This window comes from Sphingomonas faeni, from assembly GCF_040407565.1.
Classification (GTDB): Bacteria; Pseudomonadota; Alphaproteobacteria; order Sphingomonadales; family Sphingomonadaceae; genus Sphingomonas; species Sphingomonas faeni_F.
In genome coordinates this window covers 34,755-61,064 of record NZ_JAPZPR010000007.1, presented here as the reverse complement: position 1 = coordinate 61,064, position 26,310 = coordinate 34,755, and the positions used below count along the sequence as shown (strand labels likewise).

Annotated in this window: 20 protein-coding genes; 4 read left to right on the top strand and 16 right to left on the bottom strand. The window is 65.9% G+C overall.

What is annotated here, in order from left to right; all coding sequences use genetic code 11:
* Positions 1 to 121: 121 nt before the first annotated feature.
* Both O6Y00_RS15095 and O6Y00_RS15090 read right to left on the bottom strand, forming a co-directional pair.
* Positions 122 to 2,686, bottom strand: coding sequence for a TonB-dependent receptor (locus O6Y00_RS15095; protein ID WP_353443402.1), 2,565 nt, complete (start codon positions 2,684 to 2,686; stop codon positions 122 to 124).
* Between the two features lie 162 nt (positions 2,687 to 2,848).
* On the bottom strand, positions 2,849 to 4,135 hold the full coding sequence (locus tag O6Y00_RS15090; protein ID WP_353443401.1) for a sugar porter family MFS transporter: 1,287 nt from the start codon (positions 4,133 to 4,135) through the stop codon (positions 2,849 to 2,851).
* A gap of 212 nt (positions 4,136 to 4,347) precedes the next feature.
* Between O6Y00_RS15090 and O6Y00_RS15085 the strand changes: the two genes are divergently transcribed.
* The gene (locus O6Y00_RS15085; protein ID WP_353443399.1) at positions 4,348 to 5,367 is read left to right on the top strand and encodes a protein CsuE; all 1,020 of its coding nucleotides are present in this window, start codon (positions 4,348 to 4,350) and stop codon (positions 5,365 to 5,367) included.
* On the opposite strand, the gene O6Y00_RS15080 is transcribed toward O6Y00_RS15085, so the two are convergent.
* Positions 5,352 to 7,793: a DUF3772 domain-containing protein gene (locus O6Y00_RS15080; protein WP_353443398.1), complete on the bottom strand. Its 2,442-nt coding sequence runs from the start codon at positions 7,791 to 7,793 to the stop codon at positions 5,352 to 5,354. The two genes, O6Y00_RS15085 and O6Y00_RS15080, sit on opposite strands and share 16 nt — an antisense overlap.
* 95 nt (positions 7,794 to 7,888) lie before the next feature.
* Between O6Y00_RS15080 and O6Y00_RS15075 the strand changes: the two genes are divergently transcribed.
* The gene (locus O6Y00_RS15075; protein ID WP_353443397.1) at positions 7,889 to 9,553 is read left to right on the top strand and encodes an MFS transporter; all 1,665 of its coding nucleotides are present in this window, start codon (positions 7,889 to 7,891) and stop codon (positions 9,551 to 9,553) included.
* Positions 9,554 to 9,702: 149 nt separating this feature from the next.
* Here O6Y00_RS15075 and O6Y00_RS15070 read toward each other — a convergent pair whose 3' ends face one another.
* The 11 genes from O6Y00_RS15070 to O6Y00_RS15020 all read right to left on the bottom strand — a co-directional run bounded on the left by O6Y00_RS15070 (position 9,703) and on the right by O6Y00_RS15020 (position 20,018).
* Positions 9,703 to 11,802, bottom strand: coding sequence for an acetyl/propionyl/methylcrotonyl-CoA carboxylase subunit alpha (locus O6Y00_RS15070; RefSeq protein WP_353443396.1), 2,100 nt, complete (start codon positions 11,800 to 11,802; stop codon positions 9,703 to 9,705).
* 52 nt (positions 11,803 to 11,854) lie between these two features.
* Positions 11,855 to 12,217 carry a lysozyme inhibitor LprI family protein gene (locus O6Y00_RS15065; protein ID WP_353443395.1) on the bottom strand — a complete coding sequence of 121 codons (363 nt, stop codon included), beginning with the start codon at positions 12,215 to 12,217 and terminating at the stop codon, positions 11,855 to 11,857.
* Complete coding sequence (gene bioB / locus O6Y00_RS15060; protein WP_435368641.1) at positions 12,208 to 13,311, bottom strand: biotin synthase BioB; 1,104 nt, start codon at positions 13,309 to 13,311, stop codon at positions 12,208 to 12,210. Before bioB ends, O6Y00_RS15065 begins: the two co-directional genes overlap by 10 nt.
* A gap of 14 nt (positions 13,312 to 13,325) precedes the next feature.
* A complete protein-coding gene (gene scpA, locus O6Y00_RS15055; protein WP_353443393.1) occupies positions 13,326 to 15,470 on the bottom strand; it encodes a methylmalonyl-CoA mutase in 2,145 nt (714 codons plus the stop codon).
* Between the two features lie 130 nt (positions 15,471 to 15,600).
* Positions 15,601 to 16,386: an enoyl-CoA hydratase-related protein gene (locus O6Y00_RS15050; protein ID WP_353443392.1), complete on the bottom strand. Its 786-nt coding sequence runs from the start codon at positions 16,384 to 16,386 to the stop codon at positions 15,601 to 15,603.
* Positions 16,387 to 16,396: 10 nt separating this feature from the next.
* A complete protein-coding gene (gene mce / locus O6Y00_RS15045; protein ID WP_307087416.1) occupies positions 16,397 to 16,828 on the bottom strand; it encodes a methylmalonyl-CoA epimerase in 432 nt (143 codons plus the stop codon).
* A complete protein-coding gene (locus O6Y00_RS15040; RefSeq protein ID WP_133029647.1) occupies positions 16,825 to 17,046 on the bottom strand; it encodes a hypothetical protein in 222 nt (73 codons plus the stop codon). The genes mce and O6Y00_RS15040 overlap by 4 nt, the downstream gene beginning before the upstream one ends.
* Positions 17,043 to 17,330: a hypothetical protein gene (locus O6Y00_RS15035; RefSeq protein ID WP_353443391.1), complete on the bottom strand. Its 288-nt coding sequence runs from the start codon at positions 17,328 to 17,330 to the stop codon at positions 17,043 to 17,045. Before O6Y00_RS15035 ends, O6Y00_RS15040 begins: the two co-directional genes overlap by 4 nt.
* Positions 17,331 to 17,384: 54 nt before the next feature.
* Positions 17,385 to 17,897 (bottom strand): hypothetical protein, encoded by a 513-nt coding sequence (locus tag O6Y00_RS15030; protein ID WP_353443390.1) that lies wholly within the window; start codon positions 17,895 to 17,897, stop codon positions 17,385 to 17,387.
* Positions 17,897 to 18,466, bottom strand: coding sequence for a hypothetical protein (locus O6Y00_RS15025; protein ID WP_353443389.1), 570 nt, complete (start codon positions 18,464 to 18,466; stop codon positions 17,897 to 17,899). Before O6Y00_RS15025 ends, O6Y00_RS15030 begins: the two co-directional genes overlap by 1 nt.
* Positions 18,467 to 18,491: 25 nt before the next feature.
* Entirely contained in the window at positions 18,492 to 20,018 is a 1,527-nt protein-coding gene (locus O6Y00_RS15020; RefSeq protein WP_353443388.1) for an acyl-CoA carboxylase subunit beta, read from the bottom strand.
* A 100-nt stretch (positions 20,019 to 20,118) separates the two neighbouring features.
* Between O6Y00_RS15020 and O6Y00_RS15015 the strand changes: the two genes are divergently transcribed.
* Complete coding sequence (locus O6Y00_RS15015) at positions 20,119 to 21,513, top strand: helix-turn-helix domain-containing protein (protein WP_353443387.1); 1,395 nt, start codon at positions 20,119 to 20,121, stop codon at positions 21,511 to 21,513.
* 146 nt (positions 21,514 to 21,659) lie between these two features.
* On the opposite strand, the gene O6Y00_RS15010 is transcribed toward O6Y00_RS15015, so the two are convergent.
* Positions 21,660 to 22,076 (bottom strand): acyl-CoA thioesterase, encoded by a 417-nt coding sequence (locus tag O6Y00_RS15010; RefSeq protein ID WP_353443386.1) that lies wholly within the window; start codon positions 22,074 to 22,076, stop codon positions 21,660 to 21,662.
* A 181-nt stretch (positions 22,077 to 22,257) separates the two neighbouring features.
* On the opposite strand from O6Y00_RS15010, the gene clpB reads away from it, so the two are divergent.
* Positions 22,258 to 24,837 carry an ATP-dependent chaperone ClpB gene (gene clpB / locus O6Y00_RS15005; protein ID WP_353443385.1) on the top strand — a complete coding sequence of 860 codons (2,580 nt, stop codon included), beginning with the start codon at positions 22,258 to 22,260 and terminating at the stop codon, positions 24,835 to 24,837.
* On the opposite strand, the gene O6Y00_RS15000 is transcribed toward clpB, so the two are convergent.
* Positions 24,825 to 26,261 carry a tetratricopeptide repeat-containing sulfotransferase family protein gene (locus O6Y00_RS15000; RefSeq protein ID WP_353443384.1) on the bottom strand — a complete coding sequence of 479 codons (1,437 nt, stop codon included), beginning with the start codon at positions 26,259 to 26,261 and terminating at the stop codon, positions 24,825 to 24,827. The two genes, clpB and O6Y00_RS15000, sit on opposite strands and share 13 nt — an antisense overlap.
* Positions 26,262 to 26,310: the final 49 nt, after the last annotated feature.

The following is a 26,310-nucleotide window of genomic DNA, read 5'->3' as shown; positions in this document are numbered from 1 at the left end:
GCCCCTGCGGGGAGAGGGAAGGAAGAGCCGCTTGGCGACGGTAGGGTAAGGGGCTGTTGTCGCGGATGATCCGAGCCTAACTCCCCTTACCCTCCCTTTCCCCGCGGGAGAAGGCCTCGCCTCAAAAGAACAGCTTGCGGATGCTTAGCCTGACCGTGCGACCCAGCGGATCGAGGTAATTCGGCTGGTAGTTGTTCGGCGTCGCACCGGTCGCGTCGGTCACCCGCTGGCGGGTGTTGAGCACATTGTCGACCGACAGGCTCACGCGCATGCCGCGCAGCCACGGATGCGCCTTCACCCATTCGAGCCGCTGGCCGAGATCGGCGAACAGCCGCACGTCCGCGGTCGCCAGCCCACCGAAATTGAGGATTTCGGGCGCCGCCAGCGTCCCGCCATTGACCCGCGTGCCGGTTGCGTAATTGGCGGACAGGCGCGCACCGAGGCCGTTGTTGGTATAGCCAGCCTGCGCCTGGAGTTCGTGGCGCGCCTGTCCGCCATTGTTGCCGATCGCGTCGCCGTCGAGCAGGTTCAGGCTCGGGCCGCCCTGTGCGACGAGCACCCGGTCGGTGAAATGCCAGGTGTGATAGACCGCGAACTGGATGCGACCGCCAGCCTGCCCGCCCCGGCCGCCGAACCCGCCACGCGCGCCGCCTCCGCCTGGACCACCGCCTGCCCCCCGCGGACCGTCGCCCCCACCACCCTCACGGCGGCGGAGCCCGCCGGGCGGCTGCATCCCCTCGAACGGATTGGGCCCGGTGCCCGCCCGATAGGCTTCGAGCTCCTTCTGGACCTTTGACTTGAGCGGCGCCGAGAAATTGATCCCCCAGCGCAGCTCGGAGCGATCGCTGCGCGCGAAATTGATCGGTCGGCGGTCGACCTGGGTGAGGGTGTTGGTGCCGTCGCGGACGAAGCGACCAGGAAACGCCGCTTCGATCGCCGCGGTCGCCGACGGGAACGCCGCGATCGGGTTGTCGACCCGGCTCTCGACATAGTTGGCGGTGATCGACAGGTCCTTGGCGGTCCACGGCTTCAGCGTCAGCCCGATCTTCCGGACCCGGTTGTTGTCCGCGATGAGGCCCGGATTGCCGCCACTGATCGTGGTCACCGTCGCGGTCGTCCCGCGCACATAATCGAAGATCCGCACATTGGGCGTGGTGATCGACGGGTTGCCGAGTTGCTGCGCGGTCGGCGCCTCGTCGGTATCGGTGACCGACGCGATCACCCGCACGCCGTCGATCGGCGACCAGTTCGCGCCATAGCCCAGCGTCGTCAGCGTGCCGAAATCAGAGAGATGGTCCTCGGCGAGGTTGAAGTTCGCGGACAGCGTGCCGAGGAACGGCAGCACGTCCTTCGACCGGCTGGAGATCGGCACGTCGACATTGACCTGCCCGTTGACGGTATCGCGCGACACCTGGCCGCGCCCTACCACCAGCGCGCTCTGCCGCGGGTCGTAGCGGAACGAGCGACTGTCGAAATCGGCGGTTTCCGCGCCCAGCTTGATCGTCGTCGATACCGCGCCCGCAGGCAGGCTGAAGACGGTGCCGTTGATCACCGCATCGACACCACCAGTGCTCTGGCTCGCATAGGCGCGGTTGCCTGGAGCAGGCCCGATATCGCCGGCGGTCAGCCGCCCGAACGGGTTCGCGGTCGGATCGCCGGCTCTCAGCCGCGCGTTGAACGCGGTCGCATCGACGCCCGTTTCGGTGAAGGTCTGCGTGTCGCTGCGATCGTAATTGCCTGTGACGTTCCAGCGCCACGTGCCGATGTCGCCGTTGAGCGTGGCGCCGAGGTGCGCCGCAATCGACGAGGTGCGCTGCGTCAGCGGCAGGAAGCCGTCGTCGTCGAGCGCTCGGTTGATCACTGTGGTACCGTCGGCGAGCGTCAAGGCGGCGACGGGCAGCCCGTTGAGGCTGCGACTGTCGGTCGATTCGAGCCGCCCGTTGATCGTCGCGCCAATGTTGCCGAAAATGTTGCGCGCATACACGCTGTTCGCGGTGAACGTCCTGCTCTCGGCCTGGAGGCTGCGGAACGGCGTGGGATCGATGGCCGCGCCGTTGGCGCCGACCGCACCGGTACCGATCGGAGTGATGTCGCGTTCGGCTTCGGTCAGCAGCGAAGTGGACGTGTATTCGGCGTGCAGGTTCACGCGACGGTCGCGGGCGATGGTCAACAGGTCGAGCTCGCCCTGCGGCGTGTTGCTGCCGCCCTCGGTCGGAAGCTTGTCGGTCGCCTCCGCGGTCACCGCGCGGAAACGGCGGCGCAGGACGAAGTTCACGACCTTCTGGTCGGCGCGGTAGCCGTATTTGAGCGCGACCTCTTCGGGCAGTATCTCGACGCGCTGGATCGCCTCGGTCGGGATGTCGCGTATCTCGCTGAAGCTGGAGATGCGGCGGCCGTTGAGCAGCACCACCGGCGCACCGCCGCTGCCGCGACCGCTGGTGGTCTGGGGGCTCAGTTCGTTGAGCAGGTCCGAGACCGAGCTGACTCCATAGGAGCGTATCTCGGCCTGGCCCAGCGTCTGGTCGGGCGGAATATCGCCGACCACCGACCCCGGCAGTTTGCGCGATCCGGTGACGACGATCTCTTCGGCATCCGCTGCCTCGTCCTGCTCGGCTGTCTGTGGCACCGCCCCGCTGGCAGGCGTCGCTGGCGCCTGTTGCGCAATCGCCCCCGCGGGCGCGCTCATCGCCAGAACCAAACCTAGAGTACGCATACCATTCCACCCCGATGATCGACCGTCGATCAGGGGGCCGAACTAGCCGTCAATTGTCGCAGGATTGTGCCCGTTCATCGACGATTTCGTCGCAAGCGGGCGCTCATCCCGACATCGGTCACGCCGGTCGCCCGTTTACCGCGTCATTAGGGCGTCCATCTCTTCCAAGGGTACGCCCTTGGTCTCGGGGAAATAGAGGAACACCGTTACGAACTGCACCGCCATCATGCCGGCGAAAAACAGGAATGGCAGCCCTGCCGACCACGCCGCGGCGATCGGGAAGAGTTGCGCGATCACCGCGTTCCATCCCCAGTGACTCGACGAGCCGATGCTTGATCCGCGCGCGCGGACGTTCTGCGGGAACACTTCGGAGATATACACCCAGATCACCGCACCCGACCCAGGCGCGAAGAACATGATGAACACTATAAGCGACGGCAGCAGCAGCCCGTGCGGCAGTACGCCGAGCAGCGCGAGACCGCCAACGGTGAGCGCGCCGGTCATACCGGCCGAGCCCCAAAGCAAGAGGGTGCGCCGACCGATCCGGTCGATCAGCAGCATCCCGAGCAGCGTGAAGACCATGTTGGCGACGCCGATCATCACTGCCTGCAGATCGGGCGAAAGGCTGCCGCCGGATGCCTTGAAGATGTCGTTGAGGTAATAGAGGAACGCGTTGATGCCGCTGAACTGGTTGAACATCGCGACCAGGAAGGCGAGCGTGATCGGCTTGCGGTGCCGCGTCCACGACAGGCTGGCGTCGCCCTTAGGCGCATCGAGATCCGCCCTCGCCATGTCCGGGCTCATCCCGACCAGCGCCAGCACATCGCTCGCCTCCGCATCGCGCCCCTTGGTAAGCAGCCAACGCGGCGAGTTCGGAATGCGGAACAGCAACGCGAAGAACGCCAGCGACGGTAGCGCGACGATGCCGAGCTTCCACCGCCATTCGCTGTCGCCCAGGCCAAGCGAGCCGATGACGGCGTTCGACACATAGGCGAGCAGGATCCCAAGGATGATCGCGAACTGGAACCCGCCGACCATCCTCCCACGCGTCGCAGGCGGCGCGAGTTCGGCGATATAGGCCGGCGCCAGTACCGACGAGCCGCCGATCGCGATACCGATGACGAAGCGGAAGCCGATGAAGCTGTACCAACTCCACGCAAGCGCGCAGCCAATCGCGGTCACGACATACAGGAATGCGAGCATCCGCAGCACGTTCCGACTGCCATACTGATCGCCGAGCGTGCCCACGAACAATGCGCCGATCAGTGTTCCCCACAGCGCTGACGACACGGTGAAGCCGAGCCCCGCATCGCCGAGCGCGAACTTCGCCTTCAACGCTCCTGTGACGCCGGCGATAACCGCGGTGTCGAACCCGAACAACAGTCCCGCTAGTGCCGCCGTGGCGACGCTTGCGATCAGCACGGTATGCGGTCGAAGCGGGGCTGCATGAACACTCATGCGCGGCAGGGTACGGTGGAAACGTTCATCATGCTCCTGTTTCGAACAGTTCGACGCCCGCCGCAAGGCCAACGCCTTTCGTTTCGGAAGGCGAAAACACCCGTTTCAGGTCTTTGAAATCACATTAAGGATTGCAGGGCTAGCCCGGTCGATAACAGACGAAAAGGGGCGAAGCGTTGCGGACTGGATTCACGAAGCTGATCATCGCCTTGGTGTTCGCGATGCCGGGCTCGGCCTGGGCGGCCTGTACCGTCAGCAATACCTCCGACACGGCGCTCGGGACCTATTCGTCGGCCGCGTTGCAAAAAGGCGCGGCGCCCTATGCGAAAGTCGCGGGCGGATTCGACTGCGCGGATGCGCTGCTGTCCCTGCTGAGCAACAACACCCTCGCCGTCACCGCGACCAGTACGACGAACTTCAAGCTCAAACTCGCCGGCGGCACTGATACCGCCGACTATGTGCTGGCTGCCGATGCCAACGGCGCCACCCCGATACCGGCGGGCACCAAGTTCCACTATCTCAACGGCAGCCTGATCAACCTTGCCGGACTGCTCGGCAACAGTACGCGGAATGTGCAGATCTACGTAAAACCCTTGGGGGCCGCCGCCTTGACCCCGGGAACCTATACGGGATCGTTCAGTCTTGCCTGGGAATGGAAGCTGTGTAGGTCGCTGTCCGCGGTCGTGTGTACCGGATACACGCAGAGCACGGTCCCAGTCACAGCGACCGTCGCGGTGTCGATGGTGGTGACGTTGCGGCCGGTTGCCGTCGTCATCACCACGCGCACAACGTATGATCCGTTGTCCGCCACCAACAACCCGCGCTCGATCCCCGGCAGCAAACAGCGGACCACGATCACGCTGACCAATACCGATATCGTGGCGGTCGATGCCGACTCGCTCAAGGTCATCCTGCCCACACCCAATCGCGGCGCGGTGGCCCTCGACGGCGATGGCACCGCATCGACTGCGTATGTAACCACCGCGGAAGGGTCTCCCGCCTCATCGCTCGCCGTAACCTACACCACACCGGCAAGCACCACCGATGACGTCGATTTCTCAGCGAACGGCGGCACCAGCTGGACCTATGATCCGACCGCCGCACCGAAAGCGGTCACGACTGTCCGCGTGCGTCCTCGCGGAACGATGGCGGCGGGATCAAGCTTCAGCGTGTCGTTGCCTTACGTTCTGTTCTGATCGCCGCCATCTCCCAGATCCTGCGCCGAGGGGTCGGACCCGACGACCGGCGGTAACGATCCGACCAGCTCCATCTTGGTCGCGGTCGTGCCGACTTCGATCCCCGCCTCGCGGAACTGGCGGAGCAGCGTGAATAGTAATTCGCTGCGCACCGGATACGCATCGCGCGGACTGGCGACATAAGCGAAGCAGTTGAACTTGGCACGGCCGGCGTCGATCGAATCGATGAACACCTTGGATCCGGGATCATCGAGCACCTCGTGCTTTTCGGCGAATGCCGCAAACAACATGGTCCGCACAGCATCCAGATCCTCTTCGAGCGGAACCGAGAACTGCAGCTGTACACGGCCGATCGGCGCGGCCAGCGTCATGTTCTGGATGGTCTTGGTGATCAGTTCCGAATTCGGCACGATCAGCGTCGAGCGGTCCGCGACCTCGATCTCGGTCGAGCGGACGTTGATCCGCTTCACGTCGCCTTCCATGTTGCCGATCCGGACGAGATCGCCGATCTTCACCGGGCGCTCGGCGAGCAGGATCAGCCCGGAAACGAAGTTCTGCGTGATCGCCTGCAGGCCGAAACCGATTCCGACCGACAGCGCGCCGAGCACTACCGCGAGCTTTTCCATCCCGATGCCGAGCGCACCAAGCGACCACAGCACTGCGGCTATGATCCCGGCATAGCGTGCGACCATCGTGACCGAATTCTGCGCGCCGGCGTCCATCGCGGTGGTCGGCAGATAGCTGTTGACCAGCCAATGCTGAAGCCCGCGCATGATCGCCAGCGCGACGAACAATACCGCGAGCGAGCGCAACACCGCCCCTGGCGAAATTGTGACCTGGCCGACCGTCACGCCGTTCGCAACAGTGCCGAACAGCTCGAATGCGGAGCCGACCCCTGCCCCGAACGGCGCCATCACCGCGCCGACCGCGAGCAGGATCAGCAGCAGCCGCAGCACCGCCGACAGCAGCACGCCGATCTGGTCGACGGTTTTGTTGTCGACCCCGAAGCCGCTGTTCGCCGAACGGCCCAGACGGTTGCCGCTCGACAACAACGTCCGGCACGCATCGTCCGTGAAAGTCATCATCAGGTACAAGGTCGCGCCGACGATCGCGCCCCACAGCAACCACGTCGCGACCTTCAGCGCGAAATTCACATAGCCGATCAGTCCGGCGATCAGCGTCACGAGCAGGACCAGCCAGACGAGCGTGGCGACGATCGCGAGCAAGGTATTGCGCGCGGGCTTGGTCGGGTCGGGCAGCGCGGCGGCGCGCAACCGGCCGAGCGTCACCAGGATCGCCCCGAGCAGGACGATGTGGAGCAGCGCAACGACGGCGTTGGCGGCGCTTGACGCCGGTGCGCTGATGCCGATCAACGTGTTGGTGGCGATCAGCACCTGGCCGAAAAAGATCAGCCCGGCGGCCATCCAGGTGTACGGCCGCAACGCCTGCGACGCCTGGTCGCCGATCGGCAGCAGGCGCCACGTCGACTGGCCGCGCAGCAAGAGCGCACCGCCGAGCGATGACACGAACGCGCAAAACCACGAAATCCCGACGAAGGTCGCACCAAACTGGCTCCAGGCGGGCGACACCAGCCCGGCCCAGCGTAGCGACGCGACGATCGCCCAGGCAGCTAGGCCCGGCAGCGCGGTGCCGATCACCACCAGCCAGAGTGCGTAGGCCGAGCGACGCAGGCGGCCACCCGGCGCGTGATTGGTGGCGTAGCGCCGACCAACGCCGTGCAGCCAGCGCCGCAACGGCACAATCAGTACCAGCGCGGTGAGGATGCCGATCAGCAGACCGGTGCCGGCGCGCATGTCGAACCGCGCACCGAACTGGCGGATCTCGACATTGGCGAACCGCATCATTCGCGCGGTGTCGCGCGGCAGATGATCGACGATCGCCGCCCACAAAAGCGGCGACAGTGGCGATCCCGTGTTTTCGGACAATTGCTGGCCGAGTTCCTCCGCTTCCGCCGCGCCGATATCGTCGATCTGTTGCTTAGCCTCGATCCCGATCAGCTTGGCGCGTTTGATCGCGGAATCGATCGCCGACTGGCTTTGCGCGAGGAGCCGGCGCTGCTGGCGAATCTCGGGGGCCTCGACCACGCCGGGGGTGGCGGCGCCGAGCTCGGCTACGCGTGCCTGGACCAGAGCCATCTCGGGCGTCAGCGTGCGAACCGCGTCGGCAGCGATCGTCTGCACCGCCTGCGCACGGTCCCGCAACGCCTGCCGCGCCTTGTCGTCGCGCGCCGAGGGGGTGCCGTCGTCGATCGACTGGAGCTCGGCCGAAGCCTTGGTCAAACCGGCCGCGACGGTCGCGACCTTGGGTTCGTCCTGTGCCGATGACGATACCGGGGCCGAAATCGCGGTAACCGCGAAAAGCAGGATCGACAGGTATTTGAGCAGACGGTTCGACAGACGGGGCATTCCAGACCTTTCGCGAAGGCCCTTCCCGATGGCGCTTGTGTTCGCCGACGACGCCCCCGACAAAGGGCGCCTGAAACCGGGAGAGGGTCGCAGGAATGGCGTCGATACAAGGTGGAGCGGCTGCGCAGCAAGCGCCGCAGAGCGAGAAGCTGATCATCCTGGCCTCGTCGCTGGGCACGGTGTTCGAATGGTACGACTTCTATCTCTACGGCCTGCTGGCCACGATCATCACCGCGCAGTTCTTCTCGGGCGTCAACGAGACCACCGGCTTCATATTCGCGCTCGCGGCATTCGCGGCCGGCTTTGCGGTGCGGCCGTTCGGCGCACTGGTATTCGGGCGGATCGGCGACATGGTCGGGCGCAAGAACACGTTCCTCGTCACGATGGGGATCATGGGCGTCTCGACCTTCGTCGTCGGGCTGCTCCCCAGTTACGCGTCGATCGGGGTCGCCGCGCCGCTGCTGCTCGTCCTGCTGCGACTGTTGCAGGGCCTCGCGCTCGGCGGCGAATATGGCGGGGCGGCGACCTATGTCGCCGAGCATGCGCCGCCGGGAAAGCGAGGCCTACACACCAGCTTCATCCAGACGACCGCCACACTTGGGCTGTTCGCCGCGCTGCTGATGGTGATCGGCGTGCGGACACTGGTCGGCGAGACGGCGTTCGCGGCATGGGGCTGGCGTATCCCGTTCATCGCCTCGATCGCGTTGCTCGGCGTGTCGCTGTGGATCCGCATGCAGCTGAACGAGAGCCCGGTCTTCCAGAAGATGAAGGACGAGGGCAAGACGTCGAAGGCCCCGCTGACCGAGGCTTTCGGGCAGTGGAAGAACGGCAAGGTCGTGCTGATCGCGCTGTTCGGGGCGGTGATGGGCCAGGGCGTGGTCTGGTACACCGGGCAGTTCTATGCGCTGTTCTTCCTCGAGAAGACTCTGCGCGTGGACGGCGCGACGACCAACATCCTTATAGCGATCGCGCTGTTGATCGCGACGCCCGCCTTCGTGTTCTTCGGCTGGCTGTCCGACCGGATCGGGCGCAAGCCGATCATCCTCACCGGCTGCCTGCTCGCCGCGATCACCTACTTCCCGCTGTTCCACGCACTGTCGCGCGCCGCCAACCCCGCACTGTATGCCGCCCAGCAGAGCGCGCCCGTCAGCGTCGTCGCGAACCCGGCGGAATGCTCGGTGCAGTTCGATCCGATCGGCAAGAACAGGTTCGATTCGACCTCGTGCGACATCGCCAAATCCTATCTCGCGAAGGCCGGCGTCTCGTATGAGAACGTCGTCGCCCCGGCAGCCACGATCGCAACGATCCGGATCGGGAATACCGTGGTGGAGACGGTCGATCCACAGATAGTGAGCGGCCCGGCGCGCGCGGACGCGATCAAGGCGTTCGGCGGGCGAGCCAAGACGGCGCTGGCCGCGGTCGGCTATCCCGACAAGGCAGACCCCGCGCGGATCGACAAGCCGCTGGTGGTGCTGTGGCTGACGATCCTCGTGCTGTACGTGACGATGGTCTATGGACCGATCGCGGCGCTGCTCGTCGAGCTGTTCCCGACGCGAATCCGCTACACCTCGATGTCGCTGCCCTATCACATCGGCAATGGCTGGTTCGGCGGCTTCCTGCCCACGACCGCGTTCGCGATGGTCGCGGCAACCGGCAACATCTATTACGGGCTCTGGTACCCCGTCGTAGCCGCGGCAGCGACGGTGGCCATCGGGCTGTTCCTGCTCCCCGAAACCTTCCGCCGATCACTCGACGACTGACGTAGACGCTCCCCAATTCCGTCATCTCGGCGAAGGCGGGGCCCACCGTTCCGCACATTCGGATCTCTCGATCATGCGGAACGGTGGATGCCGGAACGAGGCTCTCCTGAGCGTAGCCGAAGGGTCCGACATGACGTGGATGAACGGATCTAGTCGAGCTCCAGGATCACCTGATCCACCGCCAAACTATCACCAGTCTTCGCCGCCACCGACTTCACCGTCCCCGTCTTCTCGGCGCGCAGGATGTTCTCCATCTTCATCGCCTCGACCACCGCCAGCGCCTGCCCCGCCTCGACCTTGTCCCCCGCCGCGACGTCCAGCCGCACCAGCAGACCCGGCATCGGGCAGATCAGGAACTTCGACAGATCCGGCGCAACCTTCTCGATAAGGTGCGCGGTGTAGGGCGCGACACGAGCGGGCAGCACGCGGACGACGTGGATCGCGCCGCGCGTCGTCAGCTTGAAGCCGGCGCGGGCCTTGGCGATACGGATCGTCAGGTGTTCGTCGCCATCCACGCCGTGGCCGTCCGCGACCACCATCCGGTCGCCGGGGGTGTATTCGAGCGCCAGGTCGAGCTCTTCGCCATCGACCGTGATGCCATCGGTCGAGATCGTGACGGCGTGATTGGTCTTGTCGATCGACACCACCCAATCAGCGGGCGGGCGGAGCCTTTTGCCGAGTTGCCCGTCGATCCGGCGCGCTCGGTCGGCTTCGGCCGTCGCGGCGAACGCGGCAACGGCGGCGAGCGTCTTCAGCAGTTCGGCGTCCGCGGGTGCGCCGTGGAAGCCGTCAGGATATTCCTCGGCGATGAAGCCAGTGGTGAGCGCACCCGACTGGAAGCGCGGATGCTGCATGATCGCCGAGAGGAAATCGATGTTGTTGCCGGGGCCTTCCAGCTCGAACGCGTCGAGCGCGGCGATCTGCGCGGCGATCGCTCCGTCGCGGGCGGGTGCCCAGGTGATGAGCTTGGCGATCATCGGATCGTAGAACATGCTGACCTCGCCGCCCTCGCGGACACCATCGTCGACACGGACCCTTGGCTCCCCTTCCGCTTGCGGGAGGGGTTGGGGGAGGGGCTCACCCAGCGGCGTCGTGGCCGGGGTGTATGTCACGCCCTCCCCTAGCCCCTCCCGCGAGCGGGAGGGGGACGGATGCGGCGGATTATAGCGGACCAAGCGACCGATGCTCGGCAGGAACCCGCGATACGGGTCCTCGGCATACACGCGGTTCTCGATCGACCAGCCGTTCAGCTTCACCTCGTCCTGCGAGAACCCGAGCGGTTCACCGGCCGCCACCCGGATCATCAGTTCGACCAGATCCAGCCCGGTGATCTCCTCCGTTACCGGATGCTCGACCTGAAGCCGGGTGTTCATCTCGAGGAAGTAGAACCCCTCCCCCGTCGTATCCGCGCCCGAGACGATCAGCTCGACCGTGCCCGCCGAATAATAGCCGACCGCCTGCGCCAGCGCGACCGCCTGCTCGCCCATCGCTTTCCGCATGGCAGGCGTGACGAATGGCGACGGCGCCTCCTCGACGACCTTCTGGTGGCGGCGCTGGATCGAGCATTCGCGCTCGTTGAGATAGACGATGTTACCGTGCTGATCGCCGATCAGCTGGATCTCGATGTGACGCGGCGACTCGATGAACTTCTCGATGAACACGCGGTCATCGCCGAAGCTGGCGAGGCCTTCCCGCTTGGTCGCCTCGAAGCCTTCGCGGACGTCCTGTTCGCTGTAGGCGAGGCGCATGCCCTTGCCGCCGCCGCCGGCGGACGCCTTCATCATCACCGGATAGCCGATGCCGCCGGCGATCTCGACCGCGTGGTCGGTGCTGTCGATCTCGCCGAGATAGCCCGGCACGACGTTAACGCCCGCGGCCTTGGCGAGCTTCTTCGATTCAATCTTGTCGCCCATCGCGGCGATCGCTTTCGGGGGAGGCCCGACGAAGGCGATCCCGGCCTCGGCACACGCCAGCGCAAAACTCTCGCGTTCGGAGAGGAAGCCGTAGCCCGGGTGGATGCAGTCCGCGCCGGTTTCCTTGGCCGCGAGCAGGATCAGCTCGGCCTTGAGATAGCTTTCGGCGGCGGGTGCCGGCCCGAGCCGGACGGACTCGTCGGCCATCAGCACATGCGGCGCGCGCGCGTCGGCGTCGGAATAGACCGCGACGGTCTTGATGCCCATCGCCTTGGCGGTCCGCATGACGCGGCATGCGATCTCGCCCCGATTGGCGACCAGGATTTTCTTGAACATCACTCGCCCTACTCTGTGCCGTCTTGCCGGACGCGGTCCGGGTGCGGACTGGTTATTGGTACCAGATCATCGTCTTGAGCTGCTTCGTGCGGGCCTGCGTCAGCTCGGTCCGACACCCGGCGGTCGTCATGCCCTGCGCCGAACCGCCGGCATATTGGCCGCCTTCGATCACGCACTGCGTATCGCGGAACTTGAGCCAAGCGCGCTGGCTCTCCAACAGTGCCGCGGCATAGCCGAACCCGCCGCCGCGCGACCCGTCCTGCGCATCGCGACCCTTCATATACGCGTAGGTCCGCTTCCACTGCGCGGCCATCGCCGCATCCGCCCGGGCATAACTCGTACCGGCGGATGCGTTCATCGTCGCCTGCGACTGCATTGGTGCAGCCGCAGTCATCAAAAGTGCGATCAACAGCATGTCTTGGCCTCTCTCATCGGCTCGGCGCCGACCATCGGTTTCATCCCCAGCTTCCCCAGCAGCGTCGCATCGGCGCTGTCGCCGGCGTTGCCGGTGGTGAGCAGCTTGTCGCCGGTGAAGATCGAGTTCGCACCCGCCATGAAGCAGAGCGCCTGCGTCGCCTCGGACATGCTCTCGCGCCCGGCCGACAGGCGGACCATGCTCAGCGGCATCGTGATCCGCGCGACCGCGACGGTCCGGACGAACTCGATGTCGTCGATCTGCGCCATCGGCGTGCCCGCGAGCATGTCGCCGAGCGGCGTGCCCTTGACCGGGACCAACGCGTTGACGGGGACGCTCTCGGGGTGGCGCGGCAAGGTCGCCAGCGCGTGGACGAAGCCGACGCGGTCGCTGCGCGTCTCGCCCATCCCGACGATCCCGCCGCAGCAGACCGAGATGCCCGCGTCACGGACGTTCGCCAGCGTCTCCAGTCGATCGCCGAAGGTGCGCGTGGTGATGACGTTGCCGTAATTCTCGGGCGAGGTGTCGATGTTGTGATTATAGTAATCGAGGCCGGCGTCGGCGAGCTGCCTGGCCTGATCGGCGTCGAGCATGCCGAGAGTCATGCACGTTTCCAAGCCCATCGCGCGGACGCCTTCGACCATCGCGACGACCTTCGGCATGTCGCGCGGCTTCGGGTTGCGCCACGCGGCACCCATGCAGAAACGCTGCGATCCTGCGGCCTTGGCCTGCGCGGCGTCGGCGAGGACGGCGTCGACGTCCATCAGCTTTTCCGCCTTGAGACCGGAGTCGGAGGAGGCGGACTGCGAGCAATAGCCGCAATCCTCGGGGCAGCCGCCCGTCTTGATCGAGAGCAGCGTGCAGAGCTGCACCTCGCCGATCGCGTGGTGCGCGCGGTGGACGGTCTGCGCGCGGAACATGAGTTCGTCGAACGGAAGGTCGAACAGCGCGGCGATCTCGGGACGGGTCCAGTCGGTCCTAGACTCCCCTTCCGCCTGCGGGAGGGGTCGGGGGAGGGGCTGTCCAGAAGCGGCGGCGGTAGTGTTTGCGGCACTGCCATCCCCTAGCCCCTCCCGCGAGCGGGAGGGGGACATCAGCGTAGTGGTTGTCATTCGGCGGCTTCCTCTTGCGGGGCCATGTTGTGGCCGAGGAGTTTCAACACGTCCTCGGCGGCCTGGATCAGGTTGGTGCCGGGGCCGAAGATCGCCTGGACCCCCGCATCGCGCAGCGCCTGATAGTCCTGTGCGGGGATAACGCCACCCGCGATCACCTTGATATCCGCGCGGCCCGCCTCGCGGAGGTAGCCGATCAGCTCGGGGATCAGCGTCTTGTGGCCCGCTGCGAGCGACGAGGCACCGACGATGTCGACGTCCTTCTCGAGCGCGAGCGCGGCGGCCTCGGCGGGGGTCTGGAACAGCGGGCCGGGAACGATCTCGAAGCCCAGGTCGCCGAACATCGACGAGACGAGGTTGGCGCCTCGGTCGTGACCGTCCTGGCCCATCTTGGCGACCAGCATGCGCGGCTTGCGACCCATGCGGCGCTCGGTCGCCTCGACGCCGTCGGTGAGGCGGGTCCAGCGCGCGTCGTCCTCGTACGCGCCGCCGTAGATGCCGGAGACGGGGGTCGGCTGCGTGCCGTAGCGGCCGAACACGTCCTCCATCGCCGACGAGATTTCACCGAGCGTGGCGCGGGCGCGGGCGCATTCGACGGCGAGCGCGAGGAGGTTGTCCGAGCCCTTAGCCCCCTCACGCAGCGCATCGAGCGAGGCGCGGCACGCCGTCTCGTCGCGCGTTGCCTTTACGCGGTTGATTCGTTCGATCTGGCCTGCGCGCACCGCGACGTTGTCCACGTCGAGGATCTCGATCGCGTCCTGTTCGGCGAGCTTGTACTTGTTGACGCCGACGATGACGTCCTCGCCGCGATCGACGCGCGCCTGCCGCCCAGCCGCGGCTTCCTCGATCATCGCCTTGGGCCAGCCTGCCGCGACCGCCTTCGCCATGCCGCCCTCGGACTGGATGCGCTCGATCAGGCTCCACGCGCCATCGACCAGCGACTGCGTCAGGCTCTCGATATAATAGCTGCCGCCGAGCGGATCGACGACCTTGGTCATCCCCGTCTCTTCCTGGATCACGATCTGGGTGTTGCGCGCGATCCGTGCCGAGAAGTCGGTCGGCAGCGCGATCGCCTCGTCGAGCGCGTTGGTGTGGAGCGACTGCGTGCCGCCCAGCATCGCCGCCATCGCCTCGATCGTGGTGCGCATGACGTTGTTGTATGGGTCCTGCTCGGTGAGCGAGACGCCGCTGGTCTGACAATGCGTGCGGAGCATCTTCGACCGCTCGTCCTGCGCGCCTAGCTGCGTCATCGCGCGGTGCCAGAGGACGCGGGCGGCGCGGAGCTTGGCGATCTCCATGAAGAAGTTCATGCCGATCGCGAAGAAGAAGCTCAGCCGCCCGGCGAACTTGTCGATGTCGAGGCCCGACGCGACGCCGTATTTCACATATTCCATGCCGTCGGCGATCGTGAAGGCGAGCTCGTGGAGCTGCGTCGCCCCCGCCTCCTGCATGTGATAGCCGCTGATCGAGATGCTGTTGAACTTGGGCATCTCGCGACTCGTGTAGCCGAAGATGTCCGAGATGATCCGCATGCTCGGCTCGGGCGGGTAGATGTAGGTGTTGCGGACCATGAACTCCTTGAGGATGTCGTTCTGGATGGTCCCGTCGAGGAGTTTCCGGTCGACGCCCTGCTCTTCGCCGGCGACGATGAAGAAGGCGAGGATCGGGATCACCGCGCCGTTCATCGTCATCGAGACGGACATCTTGTCGAGCGGGATGCCGTCGAAGAGGATCTTCATGTCCTCGACCGAATCGATCGCGACGCCGGCCTTGCCGACGTCGCCGGTGACGCGCGGGTGGTCGGAGTCGTAGCCGCGGTGCGTGGCGAGATCGAACGCTACCGACAGGCCTTTCTGGCCGGCAGCGAGGTTGCGGCGGTAGAATGCGTTCGAGGCTTCGGCGGTGGAGAAGCCGGCGTATTGGCGGATCGTCCAGGGGCGACCGGCGTACATCGACGCGCGAACGCCGCGGGTGAAGGGGGCGAAACCGGGGAGGCCGGGGTCGGTGGTGACGTCTTCCGCGGTGTAGAGCGGCTTGACGTCGATGCCTTCGGGGGTCGGCCAGGTGAGGTCGGCGCCTTTGACTTCCTTAGTAGCGGCGGCCTGCCAGTCTGCGAGGGTTGGGTTCGGTTTGTCAGTCATGCGGAGAACACCACCCCGGCGAAGGCCGGGGCCCAATTGTAAAGGTTGCTGTAACGGAGAGTAGCATCGGCCAAAGAGCCGTTGCCCAATTGGGCCCCGGCCTTCGCCGGGGTGGTGGTGGAGGTGGAGATCATTTCCCCGTGAACACCGGCTTACGCTTCGTCAGGAACGCGATACCGCCTTCCATCGAGTCCGCAGACCCGCGCGCATCGCGCTGGTTCGCCGCCTCGGCCTGCATCGCGGTCGCGTAATCCGTCTCGTACGCCGCCGTAATCGCCCGGCGCATCAACCCGAGCGCCACCGTCGGCATCGCCGCCAGCCGCTCCGCCAGCGCGAACGCCTCGGCATCCAGCGCGTCGTCCGCTACAACCTTGTGCACCATGCCCCAGTCGAGCGCCTTCGCCGCCAGCACCCGCTCGCCAAGCATCATCATTTCCGTCGCCCGCGCCTTGCCGATCAACCGCGGCAGCATCCATGACGCGCCGCCGTCCGGCACCAGCCCGATGTTCACGAACGCCTGGAGGAAATACGCGGTCTCACTCGCGACGCAGAAATCGGCGGCGAGCGCGAGGCTGCACCCGATCCCCGCCGCCGGCCCGCGCGCTGCGCTTACCACCGGCACCGTGAGCTCCGCGATCGCCGTCATCGTCGGATTGTAGCTTCCGGTCAGCGCCGCGAACGTCGCCTCGCCCGGATTGTCCGAGCTGAGCGCGCCCCCGCCGACATCCGCCCCCGAACAGAACGCGCGCCCCGCGCCGGCAATCAGCACCGCCCGCGCGCCATCCAGATCGCCCAGCGCCGCGCGCAATTCCTCGAACATCGCCGGCGGTGCGGCGTTCAGCCGGTCGGGCCGGTTCAGCGTCAACACCAGCACGTCGCCGCGCCGTTCGCTCAGGATATGCTCGTACGCGGCCATCAGATCTCTCCTAGTGCGCGCCGGTATCGCCCGGCGTCTCCATCAACTCGACCAGCATGCCGCCGAAATCCTTCGGGTGCACGAACACGATCGGCGTGCCATGCGCGCCGATCCGCGGTTCGCCGAGCACGGTCGCGCCCTTCGCCTTCAGGTCGGCGACCGCCGCGGAGATATCGGCAACCTCGAAACAGACATGATGCTGCCCGCCCGCCGGGTTCTTGCGCAGGAAGCCCGCAATCGGCGAACTCTCGTCATACGGCTCGATCAGCTCGATCTGCGTATTTGGCGCATCGATGAAGCACACCTTCACCCCCTGCGCGGGCAGGTCAAACGGCTCGCCGATCGCGGTCGCGCCCAGCAGCAGGCGATACGTCTCGACCGACTTCGCGATCGACGGCGTCGCGACTCCGACGTGGTTGAGGCGGCCTAGAGTGGCGGTCATCCTTCGATCCTCGGCTGGTCGGGCATGCGGCGCGCCATCGCGGCGCCCTCGATGATTCCTTCGAGCCGGCTGACGCGGTCGCGCAATGCGCCATGCGCCTCAGCAAGACGTGCGAGCCGGTCGCCCTGCGCGTGCGCGGCGTCCTTCATCACGCGCAGATCCTCCTGCATCAGCAGGACGGTCCGCATCGCCTTCAATGCATCGCCGACAACGCTCATGCGCTAGGTCTCTCACCGGCGAGGACCGCGTCCACGGCATCGTTGGCACGCTGGATGGAGGCGATCGTGTCGCGGATATCGGCGCGCATCAAGGGAACGGCCGCCTCGACTTCGCGGACGAGCAATGCCAGTGCAGCCTCCTCGTCCGCCTCACCTTCGACGAGATAGCGCGTCGAGGCGGCGCGGAGGACGTGGCCGACCGATTTGCCGTTACTCGCGGCAAAGGCATCGAGCGCCGCCTTGTGATCCGGCGAGGTCAGAAACGTCACGCGTTCGGTCTGCATGTCATGACTCCTTATCATGACATGATAATGTGCGGGTGACGCGGATACAACGCGTCATTCCGCGGGCTCGGCGGCTGGCTTGGCCGGGAGCGGCGGGACGACGCCGAGCGTGTAGCCGCAGACGCCGAGCACCTGGCGGACCATCGCATCGCTGGTAGGCGCGACGAAGTTCGCCTGTACTGCGAAGTTAGCGCCGTTGGTTGTCTCGACTCGGACCATCTTCGACTTGACGAGGAACGTGGTCAGCCTGGTGATGGCCTCGGGATCGGTAATGTACGTGCCGGTGCCCGGAAATTGCCAGTTGTACGTGAACGCCGGCCCGCCATCGAAACGCACCGCGACAGGCTTGTCCGCGCCAGACCCGAGGGGTTGCGGCTGGATGAACTGGATCGACACGATCGGCTCGGAGGCGACATCGCACTTCACGACGAACCGCGAGAGCCCGTCATTGCCGGTGACCGACGCGGAGATACTGCGCACGCCCGCCGGGTTGGTGCGATCGGCAAGCTTCCAGGCGGGGGCGGGCGTAGCTGTGGCGACGGCCTGGAGAAGGAGCAGACCGAGCATCACGCGATCACCATCGGCGTACCGGCGAGCACCGTTCGAAGATTGGCATCATCGGCCCGCTGGACGAGCACCTGCTGCTTCAACCCGACTTCGATCTCGACGATGGCGGTCGTGTTGGCGACCGCTTCGACGGCAAAAGGCTTGGATGACTTGTTCTGCACCTTGGTTTCGAGCGTATGAGTTCCCGGCTCCACCGTCAGCGCCGCGAAGCGCGGGCTCTTCAGCTGCGTCCGCACCTCGCCATCGAGATACACGTCAACCCCTGCCAGCTTGCCGACGAAACCCCGACGAAAGACGATCAGTCGCGCGGTGCCGTCGACCACCGGGGCCAACGCCGCCTGCCGGGCATCGCCGCTCGCAAGCGCGACCCGCTTGTTGCCGGCGAGCCCGAGATAGATCGCGCCTGCCACGACTCCCAAAGAAAGGCCGATGATCGGCGACGGCAGCGGCTGACCGCTTCGCCCTGCCGCGGCGGCCGCGAAAAAGGCCAGCACGAACGACGTGAGCATCGCCACGCCGACAACGATGCCGACGAATATAAACTGTTTCGACAGTGGCAGTTTCTTCAAGATCGCCTCCCGAGCGACTGGATCGTCACAACGGGATGTTATCATGCTTCTTCCACGGATTCTCGAGCGACTTGCCGCGGAGTTTCCGTAGGCCGAGCGCGATGCGGCGGCGGGTCGAGTGCGGTTGGATCACTTCGTCGATGAAGCCCTTCGACGCGGCGACGAACGGGTTGGCGAACCGCGCCTCGTATTCCGCAGTGCGTTCGGCGATCTCTTCGCGCGTCTTGCCGCGGAAGATGATCTCGACCGCGCCCTTCGCGCCCATCACTGCAATCTCGGCGGTCGGCCACGCATAATTCAAGTCGCCGCGCAGGTGCTTTGACGCCATCACGTCGTACGCGCCGCCATACGCCTTCCGCGTGATGACGGTGATCTTCGGCACGGTCGCCTCGGCATAGGCGAACAGCAGTTTCGCGCCGTGCTTGATGATGCCGTTATGCTCCTGCGCGGTGCCGGGCAGGAAGCCGGGGACGTCGACGAAGGTCACGATCGGGATCTCGAACGCGTCGCAGAAGCGGACGAACCGCGCCGCCTTCTTCGACGAATTGATGTCGAGCACGCCCGCCAGCACCATCGGCTGGTTCGCGACGAAGCCGACCGTGCGGCCCTCGATCCGGCCGAAACCGGTGATGATGTTGGCGGCATGCGCCGGCTGCGTTTCGAAGAAATCGCCTTCGTCGACGGTCTTCCGGATCAGCTCGTGCATGTCGTAGGGCTGGTTCGCGGACGCCGGGATCAGCGTGTCGAGGCTCTCCTCGATCCGGTCCCATTCGTCCGCGGTCGGCCGCTCGGGCACGCCCTCACGATTGGATGCGGGCAGGAAGTCGAAGAAATCGCGCGCGGCCAACAAGGCCTCGATGTCGTTCTCGAATGCGTTGTCGGCGACCGACGTCTTGGTCGTGTGAGTCACCGCACCGCCGAGCGCCTCCTGCGTGACGACCTCGTTGGTGACGGTTTTCACGACGTCGGGGCCGGTGACGAACATGTAGCTCGAATCCTTCACCATGAAGATGAAGTCGGTCATCGCGGGGCTGTAGACCGCACCGCCGGCGCAGGGCCCCATGATCAGCGAAAGCTGTGGCACAACACCGCTGGCCAGCACGTTGCGCTGGAACACCTCGGCATAGCCGCCGAGCGAGGCGACGCCTTCCTGAATGCGCGCGCCGCCGCTGTCGTTGAGGCCAATGATCGGCGCGCCGACCTTCATCGCGCTGTCCATCACCTTGCAGATCTTCTGCGCGTGACGTTCGCTCAAGCTGCCGCCGAACACGGTGAAATCCTGGCTGAAGACGAAGACGAGGCGGCCGTTGATCGTGCCCGAGCCGGTAACCACGCCGTCGCCGGGGATCACCTGATCCTGCATGCCGAAATCGACGCAATTATGCTCGACATACATGTCGAGTTCCTCGAACGATCCCTCGTCCAGCAGCACGTCAAGGCGCTCCCTCGCGGTGAGCTTTCCCTTGGCGTGCTGCGCTGCGATCCGCTTGAGGCCCCCGCCGACTCTGGCGGCTTCGCGGCGGCGTTCAAGCTCTTCGATCGTGGATGACATCGTCTCTCCGTCCTGCTGACTGCCTTCACAGAGCGGGACGCGATGCGCAAATGCAATGTTGCAAACTTGTTCGAGGCATGTTTGCAAACTAGGCGGGGATATGACTTTGCCCGCTCGTCGCCTCTTCGTCGGACACCGACTACGCGACCTGCGCCGCGTTCTGGGAATCAGCCAGGCGGCGATGGCCGCGCGGATCGGGCTGTCGGTGAGCTATCTCTCGCAGATCGAGAATGGCGATCGGCCGGTGACGGAGGGCGTGCTGATCACGCTGGCGCGCGAGTTTCCGGCGGATTGGGGGAGCATCGACGCGGCGGACGATACCGCGTTGCTGATCGCGACGCTGGAGGCGGTGTCGGATACGAGCGTCGAGGCGCCCGCGCTCGACGAGACCGCGGTGCGGCGCGCGGTGAAGCACCAGCCGTTACTGGCGCAGCGGTTGGTCGCGATGCACGATGCGTATCGCCGCGCGCAGGAGCAGTTGCGTGCGCTCGACGATCGGTTGGTGGCGGGATCGGGCGCGCCGGGGTTGCTGCCATGGGAGGACGTGCGCGACTGGTTTCATGCGGCGGGCAATTATGTCGATGCGCTCGATCGGCGGGCGGAGGAGATTGGCGAGACGCTGGGGGCGGATCGGATCGCGTCGCTGGAGGCTCGGCTTGCGGAGCGCGGCGTGTCGGTCGCAATCTCGGGAGCGCTTGCGGCACCGCTGCGCGATTACGACGGCGCGACCTTGCGGCTCGACGGGTCGCAGCCAGGCGAGACGACCCTGTTCTCGCTAGCGCACCAGGTCGCACGGCATGAGTTCGGCGATGTCATCGGCGGGATCGTCGCGGCGTCGGAAATGGCGTCGGAAACCGCGCGTGCGCTGCTGACCGCGGGGCTGACCAACTACGCGGCCGGGGCGATCGTCATGCCCTACACCCGCTTCCGGACGGAGGCTCGGAGTGTCCGTCACGACATCGACCGGTTGCGGCGGATCTTCGGGACGAGTTTCGAGCAGACGTGTCACCGGCTCTCGACGTTGCAGCGACCGGGCGCGCTGGGCATCCCATTCTTCTTCTGCCGCGTCGACATGGCGGGGAACATCACCAAGCGGCACTCCGCAACGCGGTTGCAGTTCGCGCGGTTCGGGGGAGCTTGCCCGTTGTGGATCGTCCACGAGGCCGTCGCGATCCCCGACCGGATCCTGACACAGCTGATCGAGACGACCGACGGCATCCGCTACGTCTCGATGGCGAAGGGGCTGGTGAAGCCGTCCGAGACGTACACACGGCCGGCGCGGCGCTATGCCGTGGCGCTGGGGTGCGAGGAGGCGAACGCGTCGGAGTTCATCTATGCGGATGCGCTGGGGACGGGCGGGATCGCCACACCGATCGGATCTTCGTGCCGCGTCTGCCTGCGGACGGATTGCGACCAACGCGCGTTCCCGCCGGCAGCGAGTGGAATACGGGTCGATCCCGACCGGCGCGGGGCGGTGCCGTACGAGGTAGTGTGACTCGCTAGACCCAATGCACCCCCCCGGCGAAGGCCGGGGCCCAATTGGGGGACAGCGATAACGAAGGACCGAGAGCCGTTACTTCCGACATTCCAATTGGGCCCCGGCCTTCGCCGGGGTGGTAAGTCCACCCGGGAGGGGCTCAATCAGGCCGCCGTTGCACCATCTTTCGGAAAGAAATGCTCGACCACACTGTTCGCCAGCCGCGACGGCCGCAGCGTTTCCGCGTCCAGGCAGCACCAGCTCGACTTCACCTCGGCGAGCACGTCCTCGCCGCGCTTGATGATCGTCTCGTAGAACGCACGCGCACCCTGGACCTTCTCGAGCAGCACCGTCGCGATGACGTCGTCGTCGAGAAAGGCCGGCTTGCGATAGGTGATCTCGTGCTTCAGCGCGACCCAGAGGTGCCCGGCGACCGCCTCGGCCGGCGCGAGGCGCTGCCAATGGTCGATCACCGCGGCCTGTACCCACTTCAGATAGTTCGCGTTGTTGACGTGACCCATGAAGTCGATGTCGGCCGGCTCGATGCCGATGGCGTAGGTATGGGGGAGCGCTGTGGACACGCGCTGCATATAGCATGCGAACCTGAACATAGCGATGACGGCGGCGCTTCGATACCGACAATAAACGCTATTCCAGACCTGCCGCGCGGGCCCTAGCATCCTGCCTGCACCCGCCTCTTGTGTTGCCATAATACAACACCATCTTTCGGCCAATACCGAAACACTCCCACAGGAATTCGTCATGAACATCGACAAATTCACCGACCGCGCGAAGGGCTTCCTGCAATCCGCGCAGACCGTCGCGATCCGCATGAACCACCAGCGGATCGCCCCCGAGCATCTGTTGAAGGCACTTCTGGAAGACGAGCAAGGCATGGCCGCCGGGCTGATCGCGGCCGCGGGCGGCGACGCCAAGCGCGCGGCCTCGGAGACCGATCTCGCGCTCGCCAAGATCCCGGTCGTGTCGGGGTCGGGCGCGCAGACCACGCCGGGAATCGACAACGACGCGGTGCGGGTACTCGATCAAGCCGAGCAGATCGCGAGCAAGGCAGGCGACAGCTTCGTCACCGTCGAGCGGCTGCTGGTCGCGCTTGCGCTATCGCTCAACACAGCAGCGGGCAAGGCGTTGAAGGCCGGCGGCGTGACGCCCGAGGGACTGAACACCGCGATCAACGGCCTGCGTCAAGGCCGCACCGCCGACACAGCAGGCGCCGAGGATCGTTACGACGCGCTGAAGAAATTCGCGCGCGACCTCACCCAGGCGGCGCGGGACGGCAAGCTCGACCCCGTCATCGGTCGCGACGAGGAAATCCGCCGCACGATCCAGATTCTCGCGCGCCGGACCAAGAACAACCCCGCGCTGATCGGCGAACCCGGCGTCGGCAAGACTGCGATCGCCGAGGGACTCGCGCTGCGGATCGCCAATGGCGACGTCCCCGATACGCTCAAGGATCGCCGGCTGATGTCGCTCGATCTCGGCTCGCTGATCGCGGGCGCGAAATACCGCGGCGAGTTCGAGGAGCGGCTGAAAGGCGTGCTCGACGAGGTGAAGGCCGCCGAGGGTGACATCATCCTGTTCATCGACGAGATGCACCAGTTGATCGGCGCGGGCAAATCCGAGGGCGCGATGGATGCGGGCAATCTGCTCAAGCCCGCCCTCGCGCGCGGCGAACTCCACTGCGTCGGCGCGACCACGCTCGACGAATACCGCAAATATGTCGAGAAGGACCCGGCTTTGCAGCGGCGATTCCAGCCCGTCATGGTCGGCGAACCGACCGTCGAGGACACGATCTCGATCCTGCGCGGGCTGAAGGAGAAGTACGAACTCCATCACGGCGTGCGGATCACCGACGGCGCGATCGTCGCCGCGTCTACATTGTCGAATCGCTACATCACCGACCGCTTCCTGCCCGACAAGGCGATCGACCTGATGGACGAGGCCGCGTCGCGAATCCGCATGGAGGTCGAGTCGAAGCCCGAGGCGATCGAAAATCTCGACCGTCGGATCATCCAGCTCAAGATCGAACGCGAAGCGTTGAAGCGCGAGACCGACGACGCGTCGGTCGACCGTCTCGACACGCTGGAGGGCGAGCTCGTCAACCTGGAGGAGCAATCCGCAGAACTGACGACACGCTGGAAGGGCGAGAAGGACAAGATCAACGCCGAGGCGCGGGTCAAGGAACAGCTCGATGCCGCACGGCTCGAGCTGGAGCAGGCGCAGCGCTCAGGTGACTTGGCGAAAGCAGGCGAGCTTTCCTACGGAACGATTCCGGGGTTGCAGCGCCAGCTCGACGAGGCGGCGGGCGCGACCAAGGGCGCGATGTTGCGCGAGGAAGTGACTGCCGACGACATCGCCGGCGTGGTCAGCCGCTGGACCGGCATCCCGGTCGAGCGGATGCTGCAAGGCGAGCGCGACAAGCTGCTGGCGATGGAAGCGACGATCGGCAAGCGCGTGATCGGCCAGGCGCACGCGGTGAAGGCCGTCTCGACCGCGGTCCGCCGTGCGCGCGCGGGGTTGCAGGATCCCAACCGGCCGCTCGGCTCGTTCCTGTTCCTCGGACCGACCGGCGTCGGCAAGACCGAGCTGACCAAGGCGCTGGCCGAGTTCCTGTTCGACGATCCGTCGGCGATGGTCCGCATCGACATGAGCGAGTTTATGGAGAAGCACGCGGTCGCGCGGCTGATCGGCGCGCCTCCGGGCTATGTCGGTTACGAGGAAGGCGGCGTGCTGACCGAGGCGGTGCGCAGGCGACCGTACCAGGTCATCCTGTTCGACGAGGTCGAGAAGGCGCATGGCGACGTGTTCAACGTGCTGTTGCAGGTGCTCGACGACGGGCGGCTGACCGATGGCCAGGGGCGCACGGTGGATTTCAGCAACACGCTGATCATCCTGACGTCGAACCTGGGCAGCCAGTATCTGGCGAACATGGCGGAGGGCGACGACGTCTCGTCGGTCGAGCCGCAGGTGATGGAGATCGTCCGCTCGCACTTCCGTCCGGAGTTCCTCAACCGGCTCGACGAAGTGGTCCTGTTCCACCGCCTCGGCCAGTCGCACATGGCGCCGATCGTCGACATCCAGGTGTCGCGCGTCGACAAGCTGCTCGCCGATCGCAAGATCGTCCTCGACCTGACCGACGCCGCGAGAGCGTGGCTCGGACGGGTGGGCTACGACCCGGTGTACGGAGCGCGGCCGTTGAAGCGCGCGGTCCAGCGGTATCTGCAGGACCCGCTCGCCGACATGATTTTGCGCGGCGAGGTCAAGGACGGCTCCACCGTCAAGATCGACGAGGGCGACGGCAAGCTGGTGCTTCAGGTCGCCTGACGGGCATAGGCGTCGAGAAATTGGGTCAGGTGGCGGCGGTAGCGATCACCTGACCCAATCGCACTGCGGTTGATCGGTTGACGAACCTGCGCAACGCTTGAGGTCAGCACCGCACGCTCTGTCTCGTGCGGCGACAGCGTCCGCGGATCGTCGGGAAGCCCGGCATGCGCCACGATGCGGGGAATCCATGTCCCGGGATCCGTGACCAGCGCTTCATAGTCGACACAGAGCAACCGAGTCCCGAGTCGCGCCTGCCAGAACGCGAACAGTCGGTCCTCCAGCGCAAAATGTGTGGCGATCGCATCCTGCGACCAGCTCCACGGCACGCCGCGGGCGAAATAGGTGCGGTAACACGACCATGCCGTATCAAGCGCATCGCGCCGCATCCAGATGATTGGCGCATCGGGCATTACTGTCGCGATCACGCCAAGCAGGCGGCTCGCATCAAGCGTCTTGTCGACCACGCGCATGCCTGGCGCGAAGCGCTCGCCCACGAGATGATCGTACAACCCGGCCAATGTGCCCCGGCCCCGCCCCGTGCACGTGAACGCGGCGAGGGCGGCGGGACCAAGCCCGCCTGACTCCCGCGCGGCCATCGACATCAGGTTTAATTCTCCGCCCCCCGCCACCGCGGGATGGCTCGCGAGACACTGCTCGACGAGCGTCGTGCCCGACCTGGGGAGACCAGTCACGAACAGACGCTTAGACCCGGCCGCGCCATCGAAATCGGGAAACACGACGCCGTCCCATGCCGCGAGTACTGCGTCCGCCTGAGCACGATCGGCCGCCGCGTCGTATCGACGCTCCGCTGCCACCAGCGAAGCTCCTCGCGCAAATGCCGAAAACGCAGCGTCGCTGTCGCCGATGTCGTCCAACGCCTTACCCAGCGCATATAACGATGCCGCACGCGACCCGTTCGGCGCGTCATTGGATACGGTCCGACGCAGCCGGTCCAGCAACGGATCGCCCTGCGTAAAACGATGGATCGCGGACATCTCGAGCCACGTCTGCCCGGACTGCGGATCGGCGTCGAGTACCAGGCCGAAATATCGGCGGGCATCGTCGAACAACCCCGCCTCGGACGAAAGCGCCCCCATGAAATGCGCCAGCCGGACGTCCCCGGGCAACTTCTCCAGCAGTGGCGCGATACAGGCGCGCGCATCGGCGTTGCGACCGGCGCGGGCAAGCATCACCGCTTCCGCGAACCATTGCGTCCGATCTTCCGGGGCAGCGGCACGATGACGGCGGACCGCGCGTAGGGCGAGCGTCCATTCGCCGTGCTGCGCCAGGATATCGGCGAAAGCGCCCCAGCGATCTCCCACCACGAGATCGCGGTCGAGCCAGTCGGCGAGCAGCGTGTTGATCCCGCGGCGATCACGGGCAGCAAGCAGGGCTTGAAGATCGGCGAGGGGAGCGGAGGTCATGGAGGTTTCCACCATTCGCGACGGGCAGTGTCAAAGGCGGCAGTCGCCG

Coding starts and splice junctions, on each gene's coding strand:
- O6Y00_RS15095 (WP_353443402.1), bottom strand. CDS start 2,686: ATGAGCGCGCCCGCGGGGGCGATTGCGCAACAGGCGCCAGCGACGCCT.
- O6Y00_RS15080 (WP_353443398.1), bottom strand. CDS start 7,793: ATGCCCCGTCTGTCGAACCGTCTGCTCAAATACCTGTCGATCCTGCTT.
- O6Y00_RS15075 (WP_353443397.1), top strand. CDS start 7,889: ATGGCGTCGATACAAGGTGGAGCGGCTGCGCAGCAAGCGCCGCAGAGC.
- O6Y00_RS15070 (WP_353443396.1), bottom strand. CDS start 11,802: ATGTTCAAGAAAATCCTGGTCGCCAATCGGGGCGAGATCGCATGCCGC.
- O6Y00_RS15065 (WP_353443395.1), bottom strand. CDS start 12,217: ATGCTGTTGATCGCACTTTTGATGACTGCGGCTGCACCAATGCAGTCG.
- bioB (WP_435368641.1), bottom strand. CDS start 13,311: ATGTCCCCCTCCCGCTCGCGGGAGGGGCTAGGGGATGGCAGTGCCGCA.
- scpA (WP_353443393.1), bottom strand. CDS start 15,470: ATGACTGACAAACCGAACCCAACCCTCGCAGACTGGCAGGCCGCCGCT.
- O6Y00_RS15050 (WP_353443392.1), bottom strand. CDS start 16,386: ATGGCCGCGTACGAGCATATCCTGAGCGAACGGCGCGGCGACGTGCTG.
- mce (WP_307087416.1), bottom strand. CDS start 16,828: ATGACCGCCACTCTAGGCCGCCTCAACCACGTCGGAGTCGCGACGCCG.
- O6Y00_RS15040 (WP_133029647.1), bottom strand. CDS start 17,046: ATGAGCGTTGTCGGCGATGCATTGAAGGCGATGCGGACCGTCCTGCTG.
- O6Y00_RS15035 (WP_353443391.1), bottom strand. CDS start 17,330: ATGCAGACCGAACGCGTGACGTTTCTGACCTCGCCGGATCACAAGGCG.
- O6Y00_RS15030 (WP_353443390.1), bottom strand. CDS start 17,897: ATGCTCGGTCTGCTCCTTCTCCAGGCCGTCGCCACAGCTACGCCCGCC.
- O6Y00_RS15020 (WP_353443388.1), bottom strand. CDS start 20,018: ATGTCATCCACGATCGAAGAGCTTGAACGCCGCCGCGAAGCCGCCAGA.
- O6Y00_RS15015 (WP_353443387.1), top strand. CDS start 20,119: ATGACTTTGCCCGCTCGTCGCCTCTTCGTCGGACACCGACTACGCGAC.
- clpB (WP_353443385.1), top strand. CDS start 22,258: ATGAACATCGACAAATTCACCGACCGCGCGAAGGGCTTCCTGCAATCC.
- O6Y00_RS15000 (WP_353443384.1), bottom strand. CDS start 26,261: ATGACCTCCGCTCCCCTCGCCGATCTTCAAGCCCTGCTTGCTGCCCGT.